This is a genomic window from Mucilaginibacter sp., assembly GCF_039925265.1.
GTDB lineage: Bacteria > Bacteroidota > Bacteroidia > Sphingobacteriales > Sphingobacteriaceae > Mucilaginibacter.
Window position 1 is genome coordinate 37,716 of record NZ_JBDSZG010000064.1, and the last position, 17,278, is coordinate 54,993.

15 protein-coding genes are annotated in these 17,278 nt (G+C 46.8%); 9 read left to right on the forward strand and 6 right to left on the reverse strand.

Annotated features, from left to right (window positions below; genetic code table 11):
• Positions 1 to 112: 112 nt before the first annotated feature.
• From ABIX36_RS26555 to ABIX36_RS26565, 3 genes are read left to right on the forward strand one after another with little or no spacing between them, the layout of a single operon-like run.
• Positions 113 to 2,470, forward strand: a complete 2,358-nt coding sequence (locus tag ABIX36_RS26555) for a TonB-dependent receptor (protein WP_348085195.1) — start codon at positions 113 to 115, stop codon at positions 2,468 to 2,470.
• Between the two features lies 1 nt (position 2,471).
• Positions 2,472 to 3,917: a PepSY domain-containing protein gene (locus ABIX36_RS26560; RefSeq protein WP_348085196.1), complete on the forward strand. Its 1,446-nt coding sequence runs from the start codon at positions 2,472 to 2,474 to the stop codon at positions 3,915 to 3,917.
• A gap of 6 nt (positions 3,918 to 3,923) precedes the next feature.
• Positions 3,924 to 4,136, forward strand: coding sequence for a heavy metal-binding domain-containing protein (locus ABIX36_RS26565; protein WP_348085197.1), 213 nt, complete (start codon positions 3,924 to 3,926; stop codon positions 4,134 to 4,136).
• Positions 4,137 to 4,265: 129 nt separating this feature from the next.
• Here ABIX36_RS26565 and ABIX36_RS26570 read toward each other — a convergent pair whose 3' ends face one another.
• Positions 4,266 to 5,468, reverse strand: a complete 1,203-nt coding sequence (locus ABIX36_RS26570; protein WP_348085198.1) for a DUF3179 domain-containing (seleno)protein — start codon at positions 5,466 to 5,468, stop codon at positions 4,266 to 4,268.
• Between the two features lie 185 nt (positions 5,469 to 5,653).
• Here ABIX36_RS26570 and ABIX36_RS26575 point away from each other — a divergent pair, with 185 nt between their 5' ends.
• The 3 genes from ABIX36_RS26575 (at position 5,654) to ABIX36_RS26585 (ending at position 8,222) form a co-directional block, all read left to right on the forward strand.
• Positions 5,654 to 6,358 (forward strand): DsbA family oxidoreductase, encoded by a 705-nt coding sequence (locus tag ABIX36_RS26575; RefSeq protein ID WP_348085199.1) that lies wholly within the window; start codon positions 5,654 to 5,656, stop codon positions 6,356 to 6,358.
• Between the two features lie 79 nt (positions 6,359 to 6,437).
• Complete coding sequence (locus ABIX36_RS26580; RefSeq protein ID WP_348085200.1) at positions 6,438 to 6,923, forward strand: hypothetical protein; 486 nt, start codon at positions 6,438 to 6,440, stop codon at positions 6,921 to 6,923.
• Positions 6,924 to 7,073: 150 nt separating this feature from the next.
• Positions 7,074 to 8,222 carry an MFS transporter gene (locus tag ABIX36_RS26585; RefSeq protein WP_348085201.1) on the forward strand — a complete coding sequence of 383 codons (1,149 nt, stop codon included), beginning with the start codon at positions 7,074 to 7,076 and terminating at the stop codon, positions 8,220 to 8,222.
• On the opposite strand, the gene ABIX36_RS26590 is transcribed toward ABIX36_RS26585, so the two are convergent.
• The 5 genes from ABIX36_RS26590 to ABIX36_RS26610 all read right to left on the reverse strand — a co-directional run bounded on the left by ABIX36_RS26590 (position 8,219) and on the right by ABIX36_RS26610 (position 14,000).
• Positions 8,219 to 8,488, reverse strand: a complete 270-nt coding sequence (locus ABIX36_RS26590; RefSeq protein WP_348085202.1) for a hypothetical protein — start codon at positions 8,486 to 8,488, stop codon at positions 8,219 to 8,221. The genes ABIX36_RS26585 and ABIX36_RS26590 overlap by 4 nt on opposite strands.
• A 189-nt stretch (positions 8,489 to 8,677) precedes the next feature.
• Complete coding sequence (locus ABIX36_RS26595; protein ID WP_348085203.1) at positions 8,678 to 9,871, reverse strand: AGE family epimerase/isomerase; 1,194 nt, start codon at positions 9,869 to 9,871, stop codon at positions 8,678 to 8,680.
• 5 nt (positions 9,872 to 9,876) lie between these two features.
• The gene (locus ABIX36_RS26600) at positions 9,877 to 11,061 is read right to left on the reverse strand and encodes a glycosidase (protein WP_348085204.1); all 1,185 of its coding nucleotides are present in this window, start codon (positions 11,059 to 11,061) and stop codon (positions 9,877 to 9,879) included.
• 8 nt (positions 11,062 to 11,069) lie between these two features.
• A complete protein-coding gene (locus tag ABIX36_RS26605; protein ID WP_348085205.1) occupies positions 11,070 to 12,917 on the reverse strand; it encodes a sodium:solute symporter family protein in 1,848 nt (615 codons plus the stop codon).
• Positions 12,918 to 13,124: 207 nt separating this feature from the next.
• Positions 13,125 to 14,000 (reverse strand): AraC family transcriptional regulator, encoded by an 876-nt coding sequence (locus ABIX36_RS26610; protein WP_348085206.1) that lies wholly within the window; start codon positions 13,998 to 14,000, stop codon positions 13,125 to 13,127.
• Positions 14,001 to 14,530: 530 nt separating this feature from the next.
• Between ABIX36_RS26610 and ABIX36_RS26615 the strand changes: the two genes are divergently transcribed.
• Genes ABIX36_RS26615 through ABIX36_RS26625 form a run of 3 tightly spaced genes read left to right on the forward strand, consistent with a single transcriptional unit; the run spans position 14,531 to position 17,047 of the window.
• On the forward strand, positions 14,531 to 15,259 hold the full coding sequence (locus ABIX36_RS26615; RefSeq protein ID WP_348085209.1) for an ABC transporter permease: 729 nt from the start codon (positions 14,531 to 14,533) through the stop codon (positions 15,257 to 15,259).
• 7 nt (positions 15,260 to 15,266) lie between these two features.
• Positions 15,267 to 16,040 carry an ATP-binding cassette domain-containing protein gene (locus ABIX36_RS26620; RefSeq protein WP_348085207.1) on the forward strand — a complete coding sequence of 258 codons (774 nt, stop codon included), beginning with the start codon at positions 15,267 to 15,269 and terminating at the stop codon, positions 16,038 to 16,040.
• 17 nt (positions 16,041 to 16,057) lie between these two features.
• Positions 16,058 to 17,047 carry an MlaD family protein gene (locus tag ABIX36_RS26625; RefSeq protein ID WP_348085208.1) on the forward strand — a complete coding sequence of 330 codons (990 nt, stop codon included), beginning with the start codon at positions 16,058 to 16,060 and terminating at the stop codon, positions 17,045 to 17,047.
• Positions 17,048 to 17,278: the final 231 nt, after the last annotated feature.

Sequence of the window (17,278 nt, forward strand, 5' to 3'; positions counted from 1 at the left end):
TTTTAATGATGGCCTTGCCCATGGTTAAGTTTCGTGCATTTTAATTTTTGCACGCGGCTGTATGTTTTTTATGTCCGTGGCTTTTGCCACGCGGCGAATCTTATATGTATTTATGAAACCATTTACCCTATTATATATCTTATTTTCCTTCGTATCGGCAGTAGCCCTCGGGCAAAACAATTTTACCGGCACCATTACCGATGCGCGTACCCATGAGCCCATTACAGGCGTTGCAGTATACAATGCCGATGACCCTAATAACCTGAAAAACCTGGCCCATACCGATGCAAAAGGGCACTTTGCCATCAGTACCGATGGTGTTAAAATTCTGCGTTTTAGCATTGTGGGCTATGATACGCAATTGTATGCCATAGTTAAGGGCGTTACTTCTGCAGAGATCGTGTTAGAACCTGCTACGATAGACCTGCAGCAGGTAGTGGTATCTGCCAGTCGCGAACGGCAGGCAAGACAAAACGCGCCTATCACTATCAGCAAGATAAACGCTACCCAAATGCACGATACCAAAGCCACAGCCCTTTACCAGTTGCTGAACAAGGTGCCCGGTGTTTACATGGTGAACCTGGGTAACGAACAGCACACCATGGCTATTCGCCAGCCCATTACCTATAACGCCCTTTATTTGTATATGGAAGACGGGCTGCCTATTCGCCCAACGGGGATGTTCAATCATAACTCGCTTTACGAGATCAACATGAGCGGCGTACGCGATATTGAAGTGATCAAAGGCCCGGCTTCTTCGCTTTATGGCAGCAACGCTATCGGCGGCGCGGTAAACTTTATTACCCAAAGCGCGCCCGCAGGCTATGCCGCCAATGTATCGGTACAGGGCGATAATTATAAGTACCGTAGGGTAGACGCCGACGGTGGCCTTACGTCGGGTAAATTTGGGCTTTACGCGGGCGGCTATATAGCCCATCAAAAAGATAGCTGGCAGGATTATTCGAATTTTGATAAGTATTCCGCCAACATCAAAACCACTTATGACGTTGACGCGGCAACCCGCTTAACCGCTGCGGCAACCTATAACTACCTCAACACCCAAACGCCGGGAAGTTTAGATAGCGTGCATTTTCACAACCGCAACTATGGCGCCAACCAGCGTTTTACCTACCGCAAAGTGGAAGCCTTTAGGGCCAGCACCAGGCTGGAGCATACCTGGAGCGATAACAGCAATACCTTTGTTACGCTGTTCTACCGCAATAATTCCACCGCGCAATTACCGAGTTATTTCATTTCGGATGTGCGGGATAATACCGGCAAATACCTTAGCTCCAACGGGCAGGAGAACAACCAGCGATTTCACAGCATTGGCATGCTGGCCCAGCACCGTACCGATTTTGCCTTTTTACATTCGAGGTTGATTGCCGGGGTCTACGCAGATAACAGCCCCAGCAGTTACTACGCCAAATATTTGGAGGTGCAAAAAGATGTAGCCAATAATTACTACACCGGCTATACCAATACCGGCCGTTTTATTGATGATTACCACATTAAGCTGTTTAACACCGCGGCTTACACCCAATACGAAATTAAGCCGGTTGACGCGTTGCGTATTGTGATGGGTTTACGTTATGACCGGATCCACTATGCCTTCAGCAACAACCTCCCCGCGGGTAGCACAAAATACAAACAGCAGGAAACTAACGATTTTAACATCGTGGCGCCTAAGCTGGGGCTCACCTACAATTTCGGCAATAACAAAGGCTTTTATGCTAATTACAGTGTAGGCTTTCAGCCGCCCGAAACCGGCGACCTATACAGCTCGCGCCAGCTGGTACAATTAAAACAGGCCACCTTTAACAACTACGAAGCCGGCGGCTGGCTGGCCCTGCTGGATAAAAAGATGTACCTCGAGGTTACCCTGTACGATCTGGAAGGCCGCCACGAGATCATCAACCAGTTGCTGCCCGATAATACCACCCAAAACCAAAATGCAGGCGCAACCCGTCACCGTGGCGTAGAGTATTCGGTAGCTTATGCGCCGGTAAAGGAACTCAGTTTCCGCTTCAGCGGGACCAATGCAAGGCATACGTACGTAGATTACAGTGAGGTGAGCACCAATTACGCTACGGGCACAAACACGGTTATCAGCTATAACGGCAAGCGCATGAACAACGCCCCGGCATGGATAGCTAATTCGGAGATCACCTACAAACCGGCTTATGCCGAAGGCTTCCGCCTTTCGGCTGAATGGCAGCACATTAACCAATATTTTACCAACCCGGCCAATACCGAAACGTACTCGGGGTATAATATTTACAATGTGCGGTTAGGGTATGATATGAAGGCGGGCGTGTTAAAAGGCGCAGGCATCTGGCTAAACGCGCTTAACGTTACCGATAAACTTTACGCCACCACGGTAACCAGCAACCAGTACGGCGACACCTACAACGCCGCCCCGCCGCGCACCATCACATTAGGCATCAGTTATTCCATAGCAAAACATTAACATGGCAACAGCAAAACAAAATTTTTATAAATGGCACCGCATCCTGGGTTTAACCGCCCTGGTACCGGTGATCTTCTGGACGCTGAGCGGGCTCTCCCACCCGTTCATGTCCAACTGGTTCAGGCCCGGCATTGCGCAGGAAGTATTCAGATCCGCACCGCAAAGCACCATGAAACCGGGCATGCCAGTACAGGAGGTCCTGATCAAAAATGGCATCACCCGGTTCCGCAATTTCGGGCTCATCAGTTTGGAGGGGCAAACCTTTTACCAGGTTTTGGGCGAGGATAGCATTGTAAACTATTACGCGGCCAATAGTGGTGAACAGTTGAAAAATGGTGACCAAACTTACGCCAAATATTTAGCCCGTTATTTCACACAGGACACCGTATCGCGCATTAAAAGCGCTACCCTGCAAAAAACCTTCGATGGCCATTACCAGCCCATTAACCACCTGCTGCCCGTTTGGAAGGTAAACTTCGACAGGCCGGACGGCATGGATGTGTACATAGAAACCACGCAAAGCCGCATGGGCACTTTCCATAACAACACCCGCAAGGCCATGCTGGTATTTTTTGAGCAACTGCACACCTGGCAATTTTTAGCGGCAATAGGAGGCGAGCAGTTCCGGCTTACTGTGTTACTGATTATCGTCAGTATTATGTTTTTATCCTTACTTAGCGGCCTAACCATTTATGGGGTTTTTTGGGAGAAATTTAAAGCAGCACAGCAAAACCGCAAACGGGCCGGGAAAGTAGATACCCGCTTTGTACACCGTTTTCACCGGCAAATAGGACTCATCGTTTCGTTTGTGATGCTCACTTTTATCGTCAGCGGGGCTTTCCATATCATCGTAAAGCTACACAACATCGGCCCGGGGGATAAGAAATATAGCCAACTGATTCATACGAAGGATCTGGTGGTATCAAATTTACAACTGCCCCTGGCCGATAGCACCGTGCTCAAAACCGGCATAGTAAACTTCTACGGAAAAACTTATTACCAGGTAAGCACCAATAAAAAAGAGGTGCTTTATTTCGATGCAGCAAACGGACAGGAATTAGCTGATGGTGATAAACTGTACGCGATTTTTTTGACATGCTTTTACCGGGAAGCGCCCTTAGGCATTAAACAGACTAAGGGTAAGCTAAACATTAGCCCAATACGCCAGTTTGATAACGAATATGGCTTTATTAACAAGCGCCTGCCGGTGCAAAAAGTAGCATACCCCGGCGGCGAGGATTGGTACATCGAAACCACCACATCGGCCCTGGCAACAAAAGTTGCAGGGATAGACCGCGCGGAAGGGTTTTCCTTTATATTTTTACACAAATATTTCGGCATGAGCTGGGCGGGCAAAAACATTCGCGATGTGGTGAGTATGCTGGCCGCGCTGGGTGTGCTGGTAGTTTCCTTATTCGGCTTTGCCGCTTTTATCAAAAACAAATAACTAATTATGAAGATCCGTTTTGTATTATTCGCATTAACAGGCCTGCTGGCCTTATCCGCTTGTAACACCGCTCCAAAAAAGGACGCCAAAGCAACCGAAGCCGAGAAACCAAAAGGTAAATATTATTGCACCATGCACCCCGACATTACCTCGGATAAGCCCGGCACCTGCTCCAAATGTGGCATGGAGCTGGCAGATCGGGATACGACGAAGAAGTAGCTTTTTTCCCACGCGTCATTGCTGTAAAGGCACGAAGCAATCTCTACACACGACAAGTCGGCGATTGCTTCGTACCTCGCAATGACGCATTTTTATTTGCACATCCGCACATCTAACCAATCTGCACATCTACACCCCTTTCCAAAGATCTGTACCCGGGTGGAATTGTTTCCAGGAGCGCCAGTATTCCTGGTAGGCCTGGATCTTATTGAGCTGCTTGCCTTTGTGCGGGCCAGAGATACAGGTACCCGTCCAATCCCAAATGGACGAGCTTTCTTCGTCGGACAGGCAATTTTCTTTATCCATAATAAAATGGAGTTGCTTACCATCAACCATACTGCTCCAGGTATGAAAACTCTGCTGATCCTCTTCAATGGCGATGATCAGCGGGATGCCATTGAGGTTATCATTCAATACCTGCTTTTTCACCAGCTGGCGCCAATCGTATGCTTTCGGTTTTCCGTTGGCAATGATGCCTATCATCCAGCTTTTGCGCACCAGCGAATCTTTGTTTTTCAGGCTGCTGTCTTTTTCTACCGCCTGTTTATGGTCGTAATCTTTCAGGTCGATATAGTCATCCATATAGGTTCGGTCTGGCTGCATAATTTGCGATGCAGGGTATTTGGCCAGCCAGGAGCCAAGCGTCATTTGCTCGTATGGCAGTTCCTCCAAATGCGAACCCTTCATTGGGCCTACTGCGGCAATACCGGTTGCCTGGTACCACCACGAGCCGGATGTTTCATCTTCCATAATGGCGTTATAATGCCTTGCCCCTACCAGCCGGAAAGTTTGTTCGGTGCCTTTAATAACCGGGTCGTACACACGGCCGGTGCGGCACATGGTGCAATAGGTAACTAAAACAGGCTTACCGCCCAGGCTATCCTGCACTTTATGATGGTAGCCCAGGTAAATAATAGGGTAAGCCTTGGCAACGCCGTTATGCACTACACCAATTACCAGGTAGCTTTGCGGCACCTTATTTTTTAGCCCGTTGGCAAACCTTGCCTTTTGGGTTTCTTTAAACATTACCTCGGCCTTAAACATATAATCGGTAAAGTAAAAACTGCCGAGGCACAGGGCAAGTATGCTTAACTTGATGATTTTATTGTTGCGGGAATCTTTTGAAAGGTAGATGAAAAGGTAGGCTACAATAAATACCGCTCCTAAAATACGCAGGGGTAAAACTATCTTTTCGAGGTAATAACAAATGGTGATGGCATTGATATCCTGGCTGCCGGGGAAAGGCATCAGCAGGTAAGCATGCAGCAAACCGGGTAAAATAAGCAATACAATGCCAGCCCAAAAAAGCAAAGGTTTAGTCTTAGTGTTCATTTTGTCAGTAAAGGGCTTATAACAGTATTGGTTAACCAGGTTGTGAAATACTAAAGTATAAAAAATAAGTTAGCCGTCAATACCGTGCTAAAAATAAACAGGCGAGCGTTTTAGCTTATTTTTTTGACTTTGGGCTTACCCGGGCATTCGCTGCATCGGTTACCTTTGTTTTAAAATATAAGGTTATGAAAGTTGAGATCTGGAGTGATGTGATGTGCCCGTTCTGTTACATAGGCAAACGCCGTTTTGAGGATGCTTTGCAGCAGTTTGAGGGTAAAGACAAAGTGGAAATAGAATGGAAGAGCTTTCAGCTTAACCCGCAGATGAAAACCGACCCATCGGTGAACATAAGCCAATACCTGGCCGATATAAAAGGCTGGACTTTGGAGTACGCGCAGCAAATGAACGCCCAGGTAACCCAAATGGCTGCCGAAGTTGGGTTGGCCTATGATTTCGACCGGGCAGTTGTGGCCAACAGCTTAAAAGCTCACCGTTTTAGCCATTTTGCCAAAAGCAAAGGCTTGGGCGATGCTGCAGAGGAAGCGCTTTTTAAAGCATATTTCACCCTCGGTAAAAATACCGATGATACCGATATACTTGCCGACCTTGGCGAAGAAATTGGCCTCGACAGGGACGAAATAATCGCCGTATTAAACAGCGACGACTACACCGACGACGTAAAACACGATATAGCCGAAGCCGAATACCTGGGCATCCGCGGTGTACCTTTTTTTGTGATGAATGGCAAGTACGCGGTATCCGGCGCGCAGGTCGTACCCGTGTTTACCGAAACGCTGGAAAAAGCCTATGGCGAGTGGAACGATGAACAGGCAAAGCCAAAATTTGATGTGATTGACGGACCCGTTTGCGGGCCGGATGGGGATTGTTAAAATAACCCTTTTTATAGCTGGTATTTTAGTTGGCAAATATTTATATTTATGGAGTTACCTGATCTAAACTACCAGTGCCATGAAGAGGATTTATTGCTGCCTATTAACGCTTATCATTTTCACTACGCTCGTTATCCCGGGTTGTAAAATCGACCAACCTATATACCCGGACGGCACTGTTGGAGGTGGTACGGGGGGAGGTGGCTCCGGAAGCAATTTTATCAGTTACACCTTTGCCGGTAAAACAACCAGGATAGAGAGCCATATTGTTTTCCAGGTGATAGCCCCCGGCGTTGTACCCGAGGGAAGCACCCAAATAATAGGTGGCACAGAGCCGGCGAATTTGTTTAGTATTATTGCCCCAACCGCAGTTGCCGGCACTTTCCCTGACGGACTCATAGCTGTAGGGACAGATCTTGTGGGCGAGGGCACCATCGTATTTACTACCCTTACATCTGCCAATGGCTTTAACGGAACAGTAAAAGGCACGTTTACCGGGCAAATGAATGATAAAACGGGTTCCCCGGCTGGAGCAATAAGCGGTTCGTTCAGCATCACAAATTAACAGGTTGATTTACAATTGATTAAATTTATGTAAGCTTCCTTTTAGCTCCACAGGCAGATAATCATATTGTAATAATTTACCGCAAAGTTTTATATTTGAAATACATTTCGCAACTTAGTGTAATAATTACACTAAGAAGAATTTATTTATTTGGAAGCCGCTATATCACCATACAATCACTCACGCACCGTTTTCCGGGTAGCCGTTGCCGCCATGTTTTTCATGACAGGGCTTTGCTTTGCCAGCTGGACATCGCGCATAGCCACCATCCAGCAAACGCTTGACTTATCCGAAGCACAATTGGGCGGCGTATTATTTGCCCTGCCTGTTGGCTTAATGTGTTCCCTGCCTTTTTCCGGCTGGGTTATTACCAAAATAGGCAGCCGAAATTTGCTGATCGCAGCGCTTATTGTTTATAGCTGCGCGTTGGTTACGCTCGGGCTTGCCCAAAATACGCTCCAACTCATCATTTGCCTCGTTGTTTTTGGTTTTGCCAGCAACTCGGTAAATATCTCTGTAAACACCCAGGCAGTAGCTGCCGAAGGGATGTATGGCCGGCCCATTTTAGCGTCTTTCCACGGGCTTTGGAGCCTTGCGGGTTTCACCGGCGGGCTTATTGGTGTTTTTATGATGCACATGCAGGTGGTGCCCTGGAAACATTTCGCGTTTATGCTGGCCCTCATCGTTATAGTGGTGATCATCACCATCCCCTATTTAAAAAACGATAAAGTAGTTAACACCGGGCCGGTATTTGTAATGCCCGATAATTCGCTCATTAAACTTGGTGTTATTGCCTTTTGTTCGCTGATATGCGAAGGCGCCATGTTCGATTGGAGTGTTATTTACTTCAAAAAAGTTGTACTTGCCCCAACCGACTGGATAGGTGCCGGGTTCACAGCATTCATGGCTACCATGGCCCTCGGCCGCTTTGTTGCCGATAAATTTGCCCACCGTTTCGGCTTAAAACGCACCATGCAGATCAGCGGACTACTCACCGCAGCCGGTTTGCTCATAGCGGTTATCTTCCCCTACTTTTATAGCGCCTTAGCCGGATTTTTATTGGTTGGCGCGGGTGTATCCTCAGTTGTCCCGATGGTTTACAGCGCGGCAGGAAAATCAAAAACAATGGCACCTGGTGTGGCACTCGCAGCCGTATCTACCCTTGGCTTTATGGGCTTCCTGGTAGGGCCACCTATCATCGGCTTCATCGCAGGATTGGCTACGTTGCGGGCATCGTTCACGCTGATAGCGGTAATGGGGATTTGCGTCACCATCGTATCTACCAAGGCGAAAATTTAAGCCTTCGTCAGATCCGCCTCGCCGGGATTCAGCACATATTCAAAGTTTTCGTACCCGTTATGAAACTGAAATTTCAGCCGCTCTTTAGGCACGCTGATATCTAAGGAAATAGCCGCTAAAGTTTCGGGCAGGTTATCCCTGATCAGTTTCAGGTCGACAATATGGGGCATTTCTACATGGATGTCCTCGCCGATAGGTTCAATTTTCCAACCCTGTAAATTAGCGGCGGCCAATACATCTATCCATTTTTGTTGGTACGCGTTCATAAGTTTTGTTGTAGGTGCTTATGATAAACATGCGGGTGGGGAGAAAAGTTTTAGAAAGGTAATAGCGCGACAGGTTCCAAATCTTGCTCATTGTCTGAACTCGAATTTTAAGAATTAAAGAATTTTCGGAATTTATTTCGGTGGTGATAGGACTTCTGTCCATTCCAACAATTCTTTAAAATTCGAGTTTCAGACAGCTATTCTCCTCATCACTTCCAAACAGGCCCTGCTGTTGTGGTATGGGCATTTCCAGAGGCCGGCTTTATCTTCGGTGGTCATTACGCTGCTATCCGCATAGATGCCCCAAAACCATTCGCCGTTCTTTTTATCGAGGATGTGCTGTTTTACAAATTCCCAGCTATTGATGGATAGCTTCAGCCATTTTTCATCGCCGGTGAGTTGGTAAGTATTGTAAAAGCCTACCATCGCTTCTGCTTGCGGCCACCAGTGTTTTTCTTTGATGAGGTGATCGCTTGATGGTTCATATTCGTACCACAACCCACCGTCCTTATCCAATCCTTCGAGGGTTGCTTCGGAAACCGATATGCAGATGGCTTTTATCTTTGCTATCAGTTTCTCATGATGGATAGCTTCTGCAGCCTCCAGCAAAAGCCAGGTTGCTTCTATATCGTGCCCATAAGAAACGGTGTCAGATTTGGCGCTCCATTCCTCGTCAAAAAACAAAACAAGATGGTGGGTTTTACTATCGATGATATGATCGATAAAGTTATGCAGCAGGGTTTCTATCTGCTGCTTCAAACCTTTATTCGGCCATATGGTGTAGAGCGTGGTATAGGCCTCCAGTACGTGGAGGTGGGTGTTCATGCTCTTTTTCTCGTTGGCATCTTTGGCGCTCAGGCGCAGGTCGGTTAGGGGTGCCCATTCGCGGGTAAAGGCTTCCAGGTAGCCGGTGTGTTCGGCATCGTAGCTTTTATCAACCAATAAATAATAGAGCTTTTTTGCTTCGGCCAATACAGCTTCATCGCTGGTTGCCTTGTAGTATTCGCTGAGCGCGTAAATGGTAAAAGCAGATGCGTACACCTGCTTTTTAGTATCTAAGGGCTTGCCTTGGTGGTCTACCGTCCAGTAAACGCCACCGTGCTCATCATCAATAAAATGATCGATGATATAAAGGTAGGCAATGGTAGCCACGCCCAAATAAAGCGCGTTTTGGGTTTGATTATAAGCCGCAGAGAAACTCCACAGAATCCTCGCATTCAGCACCGAACCCTTTGGCGAGCCGGGGATAACCTCGTTATCATTATCTATTTTACCGAAAAATCCTCGGTCAGCTTCGTCGATGGTATTATCTACCCAATAGTTCAGGATGTTCTCCAGTTCTTCGCTCAGTTCCGCCTTATAGGCCTTAAGTATCTCGCTCATCCTTACTAAACCAGTTCTTTAAGGCTTTTATTATTGTTGATGATGGTGTTCAGCGTATTTACCGAAGCAGCCGAGCGCAGGCCATCCGCCGGGGTGTTCATCACATAATCCAGCAGTTTATCCACCGTAGTGGTTGCCACATGCATCCGCGTATCCGATGATGCATAGTAAATAAACACGCTGCCATCCTCGTCTTTTATCCACCCATTACAAAATGCTACGTTACTTACATCGCCAATGCGTTCGGCACCTTCGGGGGCTAAAAAGTAACCTGCGGGTTTATATAGTACTTTGGTCAGATCGTTCAGATCCGTCATAAACATATATAAGGTATAGCGCAAGCCGGCAGCGGTGTTACGTACGCCATGTGCCAGATGCAGCCAGCCTTTTCCGGTTTTTAGAGGGGTTGGGCCCTGCCCGTTCTTGGCCTCGTAAACGGTATGGTATTGTTTATTGTCGATAATGGTTTCCTCATTCACCACAGCATTTTCCATGCTTTCACAAAGCCCGAAACCGATGCCGCCACCTTTACCCGCACTGATAAAGCCATCCTGCGGACGGGTGTAAAGCGCGTATTTACCATCCACAAACTCTGGGTGTAGCACCACGTTGCGTTGCTGCGGAGAGTTGGTTTTGAGGTCGGCAAGGCGGTCCCAGGCAAGCAGATCTTTGGTGCGGGCAATGCCACAGGCGGCTATGGCCATACTTTGGTCATGTGCCGGGGCGGCCGGGTCGCGCCTTTCGGTACAGAAGAGGCCGTAGATCCAGCCATCTTCGTGCGCGGTTAAGCGCATATCGTACAGGTTGGTATCAGGTTCATCGGTCTCGGGCATGGTAACCGGGTTCTCCCAAAATGTAAAATCACTCGTTCCGTTAGGGCTTTCTGCTACCGCGAAGAAGGATTTGCGGTCGGCACCTTCTACCCTCACCACCATCAGGTATTTACCGTTGAATTTGATGGCGCCGGCGTTAAACGCCGCATTAATGCCAAAACGCTCCATTAGGTAGGGGTTGGTTTCGGGGTTCAGATCATATTTCCAGCTTATTGGGGCGTGCGCGGCGGTAAGCACCGGGTTTTTATATCGGTCGAAAATGCCGTTGCCCGGTCCGTCGATCTCGTTAGGCGTATCTATCAGTTGCTGATACGCAGTTTGCAGCTGCGCCAGCCTGTTTTTAAAGGTAGGGGTCATATAGTGTATTAATATTCTTTTAGTTTATTCCACCAGGTTTTCTTGAGGATCAGCATCATTACCGCCAAAATGGCTATGGTAACCAGCAATGGCGATTTTTGCCCCAGCACCAGGTACATGGGCAGTATGGTTAGGCAGCATTGGGCAATAGTGCCAATTACCACGTTGAACATGTTTAATTTAAAGTTTTTATTAGGCTGAAAAGATGGGTCGTTTTGCAGGGCCAGCTGTTTTACAGGCTCCCAAAACCCCCAGGGTCGTACGTTGGTGTAAAAGGATTGCAGCACGGCCATGTCTGTAGCAGGCGTAGCGTATGAGCCGATGATGGAACCCGCCAGCGAGAACAGGAACAAAACCGGGAACCAGTAAAGCAATTGACCATCCGGGATATATCCATAAGTAACCAGTACAGAAGATGCCATCGCAGCCAAAATACCGGTAAGCATCCCCCAGAAAAAGCCATTGGCATTAAAGCGCCACCAATGCCATTTAAGCACGTTGGCTGCAATATAGCCACCATACAAGGCAGATACTATCCATTGCAATACGCTGTTAATGTCCTTCACAAAAAAGCCAAGGAAAACGCCCAACGCTACCACTACCACGCCCACCAGGTAATTCATACCGATGATCTTTTTGGTAGAGGCCTCCGGGTTTACATATTTGATGTAGATATCATTAACAATGTACGCCTGCGCTGCATTCATGGTGCCGCTAAAGGTGCTCATAAATGCGCCCAGCAGCCCGGCAAGCAGCAAACCCACCAGCCCTACAGGTAAAAAATTATTGATAACCGCGGGTAAAATGCGCTCAAAATCGATGCCGCCTGCGCCATCGGCGAGGTTCATTTGGTGATAATATATTAATCCTAAAGCGGTTAGGCTAATGATGAGTGTATAACGGATAGGCAATAAAATAACGCTTACAAAGCCGTTCATCTTGCTGGCTTCTTCGGGCGAGCGGGTGCTCAGGATCTTTTGCATATCGTAGTTTGGCGCAGGGCCTGCCAGGGCAGCGAAAAAGCCTTTAAAGGTCATCATCATAAAGAAATACGCGAACAGCGAGTAACCATCGCTTTTGATCTTCACGTTCACTTCTTTAATAACGTTCGACCAATCCAGCCCCAAATGTTTTCCGAAAAACGGTGTGTACCAGCCATTTGGCACATTTAATTTATGACTGGCAAGTTGCTCTGCAGCGATGAACCCTATCCAGATACAGGCAACCGTCATGATGGCGTATTTTACGATATCGCCGGTTACGATGCTGTGCATTCCACCCAAAATGGAGTAGAACATGGCAAACAGCGTAAAGATAATACCGTAAACGTGAGGTACATACTGTGGCGCAACATTAAAGGGCACATAGCCTTTGATAAGGTCCCAGGGGATAAAGATCTCGATAAATTTACCAAGCCCGATAAAGCCGTAAGCCATAAAGCCAAGGCAACTCAACAGTGCAAATGCAATAACCACTAAGTGTGAGCTGGTTACGCCCGCCCCTGTTTTACCAAAGCGTGTTGCCAGCCATTCGGCGCCGGTGGTAGCGTTGGAACGGCGCAGCCAGCGCGAGAGGTACATCATCAAAAAAACCTGGTTAAATACCGGCCAAAGCCATGGGATCCAGATACTTTTCATCCCGTAAACAAAGCACAGGCTCACCATCCACATGGTGCCGCTGATATCAAACATATCCGAAGCATCGCTTAAACCAAGCTTATACCAGGGCAGCGATTTGCCACCCAGCATATAGCTGTCCTTGTTTTCGCGGGCTTTTTTGCGATACCAAAGCCCGATAAATATGGTGCTGAGGAGGTACAATACGATGATGGAAATATCTATCAGGGACAATCTCATTCTTTTAATTTGAAGATTTGTTAAGTTGGCAATTTGAAAATAAAGCACACAAAACGCCGACGGCAATTGGTTAAAAGCAAAATTAGATGGTTATACCACCCAACTCTAATACTATTTTAACCAAGTATTGATTTAACACGACATGTCATCCCCAAAAATGCAGCATTAACCCACATTTTCAAATCTTCAAATCAACACATCTTCAAATTAAATAAATACCCGGTTACCTGTATAGGTTTCCCTGAACTCTTTTGGGATACAGAATTTCTTGCGTTTGAAGATGCGGTTGAAGTTGGAGATATTATTAAAGCCGCATTTATAGGCTATCTCGGCTACCGTAGTAGTGCTCTCTATCAACATGCGGGAGGCGTGACCAAGGCGGATCTCGTTCAGGCTATCGATGAAGGTTTTGCCGGTGCGTTTTTTAATAAAGCGGCTAAAGGAAGCATCGGGCATGTTGGCTATTTTGGCAACTTCGGCAAGGGTTACCTGCTTGTTGTAGTTGATGTTCATGTATTCGAACACCTTTTCTATGCGGCGGCTGTTGTAGTTGAATTTTTCGTTGGTGAAACTGGCATCAGATAAAGCTTTCATATTACGGCTGATAGAAAGATCGTGCAGGATACTGAGCAGCTCCAGCACCGAATCAAAGCCATTTTTCTTATCCAGCGATTGCAGCCTGTCCTTAATGGCCATTATCGTTTCGGGCGGGAAAGCGATGCCGCGCTGGGCTCTGTCCAGCATGGCTTTTACAAAGCTCAACTGGTTACGACGGAGGAATTTATCGTCGAACAGATCTTTATGAAACTGGATGGTTACCTCGGTAATGGCCTCGCTTTTAGCCTGGTGGGTAAACCAGGCATGGTACAGGTTTGGGCCGATGAGTACCAGCTCCAACTCATCTATCACTTCAATACTGCCGCCAACCACCCGTTTTGCGCCTTTCGCGTTGATAATGAGGTTCAACTCATACTCCTCGTGGTAATGCAGGGGGAAATCAAACCTGGTTTTCACCCGGCTAAAAATGGTAAAACAATCGCTTGGGGTGAGCGGGGTTATCTCACGCATTACGTTATTTGACATGGCTAATTAGAGTTGCAGTTTACAATGAAAGTATAATACGAATTTAACACAATAATATCATATTATCTCCGAATCACTAAAAATCACCATGAAATCATAGCAAAAAAGCGTTTTTTAGTGTTGAAAAATTGCATCTTTTTATACTTTTATCACTTTTTTGGGCATAATTCGCGCCTTAAGCACTTTTTTCGAGCCTTTATTCGAGTTTGCGTCGTCCGGCAGCCTACCTATCCACGCCGCCAATTGCAACTCTCCAGACTTTTTTAACTCCCCAAATTTCGCTCTTGCAGATATTGTACTTTTATTTCAAATTTACAGCCGGTTACAACCACTGGCTATAGGCTTATATTTTGAATAGTCTACCATGTGTAATAATCACTCCCCGGCTAAAACATTTTGCGCCCTTACCTATTCTATATCTTGTATTAGTTATACCTTTGCCCGCTTAAATGAATACCATAAAAAGTACAACAAAGCCAATGCCGTCCCGCCTCTCCAGGGCTAAGGATAGTTTTAGCAATTTCTTCCTGATGCTGTATAGAGTGTATGCTTTTGTGCTCCGCTTTTTTAAGGAAGTTTTAATGCCACCTTACGATCTCAAAGAAATTGTGCGCCAATGCTACGAAACTGGTGTGCGCTCATTTACCCTCATTACATTAACCGGGTTTATTGTGGGGGTTATCTTCACCAAGCAAAGCCGCCCGTCGCTAACAGGCTTCGGAGCAACCTCATGGTTGCCCTCGTTGGTATCCATCGCTATTATGAAGGCCCTTGCGCCCCTGGTTACCGCGCTTATTGCCGCGGGTAAGGTCGGCAGCAGCATCGGTGCCGAGTTAGGATCCATGCGGGTTACCGAGCAGATAGACGCTATGGAGGTATCGGGCACCAAACCTTTTAAATTTTTAGTGTGTACCCGCGTTATTGCTACCACTATTACTATACCATTGCTGGCCACGTATGTTGCTTTCATCGCTTTATTGGGCGGTTATTTAAATGTAAGCGCTAACGAGGGCACTACTTATACCACTTTTATGGAGCAGGCCTTTGAGCCGCTTACCTTTGTAGATTTTTGGGCATCATTATCAAAAGCCATTGTTTTTGGCTTCACTATTGGTATAGTGGGCTGCTACCAGGGCTTTAATGCCGACAAGGGTACCGAAGGCGTAGGTAAAGCAGCTAACGGCGCTGTTGTAACCGCTATGTTTTTGGTATTTATTGAAGAAGTTTTAATTGTACAAATAGCCGGCTGGTTCCGCTAAGAGCAATATGCAAAAACAAAAGGCAAAAATCGATACGAGCAACGAAGTGGTTAAAATTCGCGGACTGGAGAAATCCTTTGGCGATTATGACGTACTGCGTGGGATAGACCTTGACCTTTTCCAGGGCGAGAACCTGGTGGTGCTGGGCCGCTCGGGTACCGGTAAATCGGTACTGATCAAATTGATCTCGGGTTTATTAAGGCCTGATGCAGGCAGCATTGAAGTTTTGGGTAACGATGTAGCCGCCATTAGCCAGCGCGAGTTGGAAGCGTTGCGCATTCGGATTGGTTTTTCATTTCAGAACAGCGCATTATACGATAGTATGACGGTGCGCAAAAACCTGGAGTTCCCGTTGGTGCGTAACCGCAAAGGCATTACCCGGGCCGAGATAGATAAAAACGTGGAAAGCGTACTGGATGCAGTAGGTCTTTCGCAAACTATAAATCAGATGCCTTCGGAACTTTCGGGTGGGCAGCGCAAGCGTATCGGTATTGCCCGTACGCTCATCCTCAACCCCGAAATTATGATGTATGATGAGCCTACCGCCGGTTTGGACCCCATCACCTGCATCGAAATAAACGACCTGATAAACGAGGTACAAAAAAATTACAACACCTCATCCATCATCATTACCCACGATTTGACCTGCGCCAAACAAACCGGCGACCGGGTAGCCATGTTGTTAGACGGGCAGTTTCAGCGGGTGGGCACTTTTGATGAAGTATTTAAAACTGACGATGTAAGGGTGAAACCTTTTTACGATTATAATTTTACAGAATAATATTACCCCATAGCAAAATGGATGCAGCAGAAAACAAGAAATCAATTATAGTAGGTATATTCGTACTGCTCGGCGTAGCAGTATTTGTAGTAGGTATACTTACACTGGGTGGCCAGAATAAAAGCTTTGTAAAAAGCATTAAGATAAGCGCGATATTCAGCGATGTTGCGGGCTTAAAAAAAGGGAATAACGTTTGGTTCTCAGGCGTAAAAGTCGGCACTATTAAAGCCGTAAAGTTTACCGGCGGCGCGCAGGTAGATGTGGATATGGCCATTGATGCTGCCACACAGCAATACATACACCGCAACGCGCTGGCGCATATCAGCAGCGACGGTTTGATAGGTAACAAGATCATTGTAATTGATGGCGGCAGCCCGCAGGCCCCTATTGTGCAGGATGGCGATGTACTGCAGGCAGCGAAACTGCTATCTACCGATGATATTATGGCCACCCTGCAGAAGAATAACGAGAACCTGCTGGCCATCACTACCGATTTTAAAACCCTTGGCCACCAGATATTGGCCGGTAAAGGAACGGTTGGCGCTTTATTAGCTGATAGCACCATGGCCATGCAATTACGCGCCGCCATGCGCAACCTGCAGGCCACTACCGCCACCGCATCAAGAATGGCAACTCAGCTGGACGCCTTCAGTAATAAAATGAATACGAAGGGTGGTTTTGCCGATAAATTACTGACTGATACCGTGGCCTACGCCCGCATACAGGAATCTGTCGCCAAACTAAAGGAAGCGGCTAACAACGCCACCATACTTACCGATAACCTGAACAAAGCCAGCAACAAGCTCAACAGCACCGATAACATTTTGGGTGTTTTACTAAACGACCCCGTAGGTGCCAAAAAAGTACAAAGCACTATCAACACCCTGCAGCAAAGTTCCATCAAACTAAATGATGATTTGGAAGCTGTACAGCATAATTTTTTACTGAAAGGTTTCTTCAAAAAGAAAGAAAAGGCTAAACAGGACAGTTTGAAGGGGAAGATATAGGCCCCCTCCGCCCCCTGAAGGGGGAACTTCTGAAAATAAGAATAGCGATGGGTTTAAAATCCATCGCTATTTTTTTGTGCTTTTTTCTATTCCCTCCTCGGGGAGCATAGCCGTCAACTTAAGCCCGAAAAAATGTTTTTAGCGCAAGAATCGAAACATCAAAATTGAGCCAATTACTACAAAAGCTTAATTCAGAGGTATTTAATGAAGGAGTTTTGGATAGACTTGCTA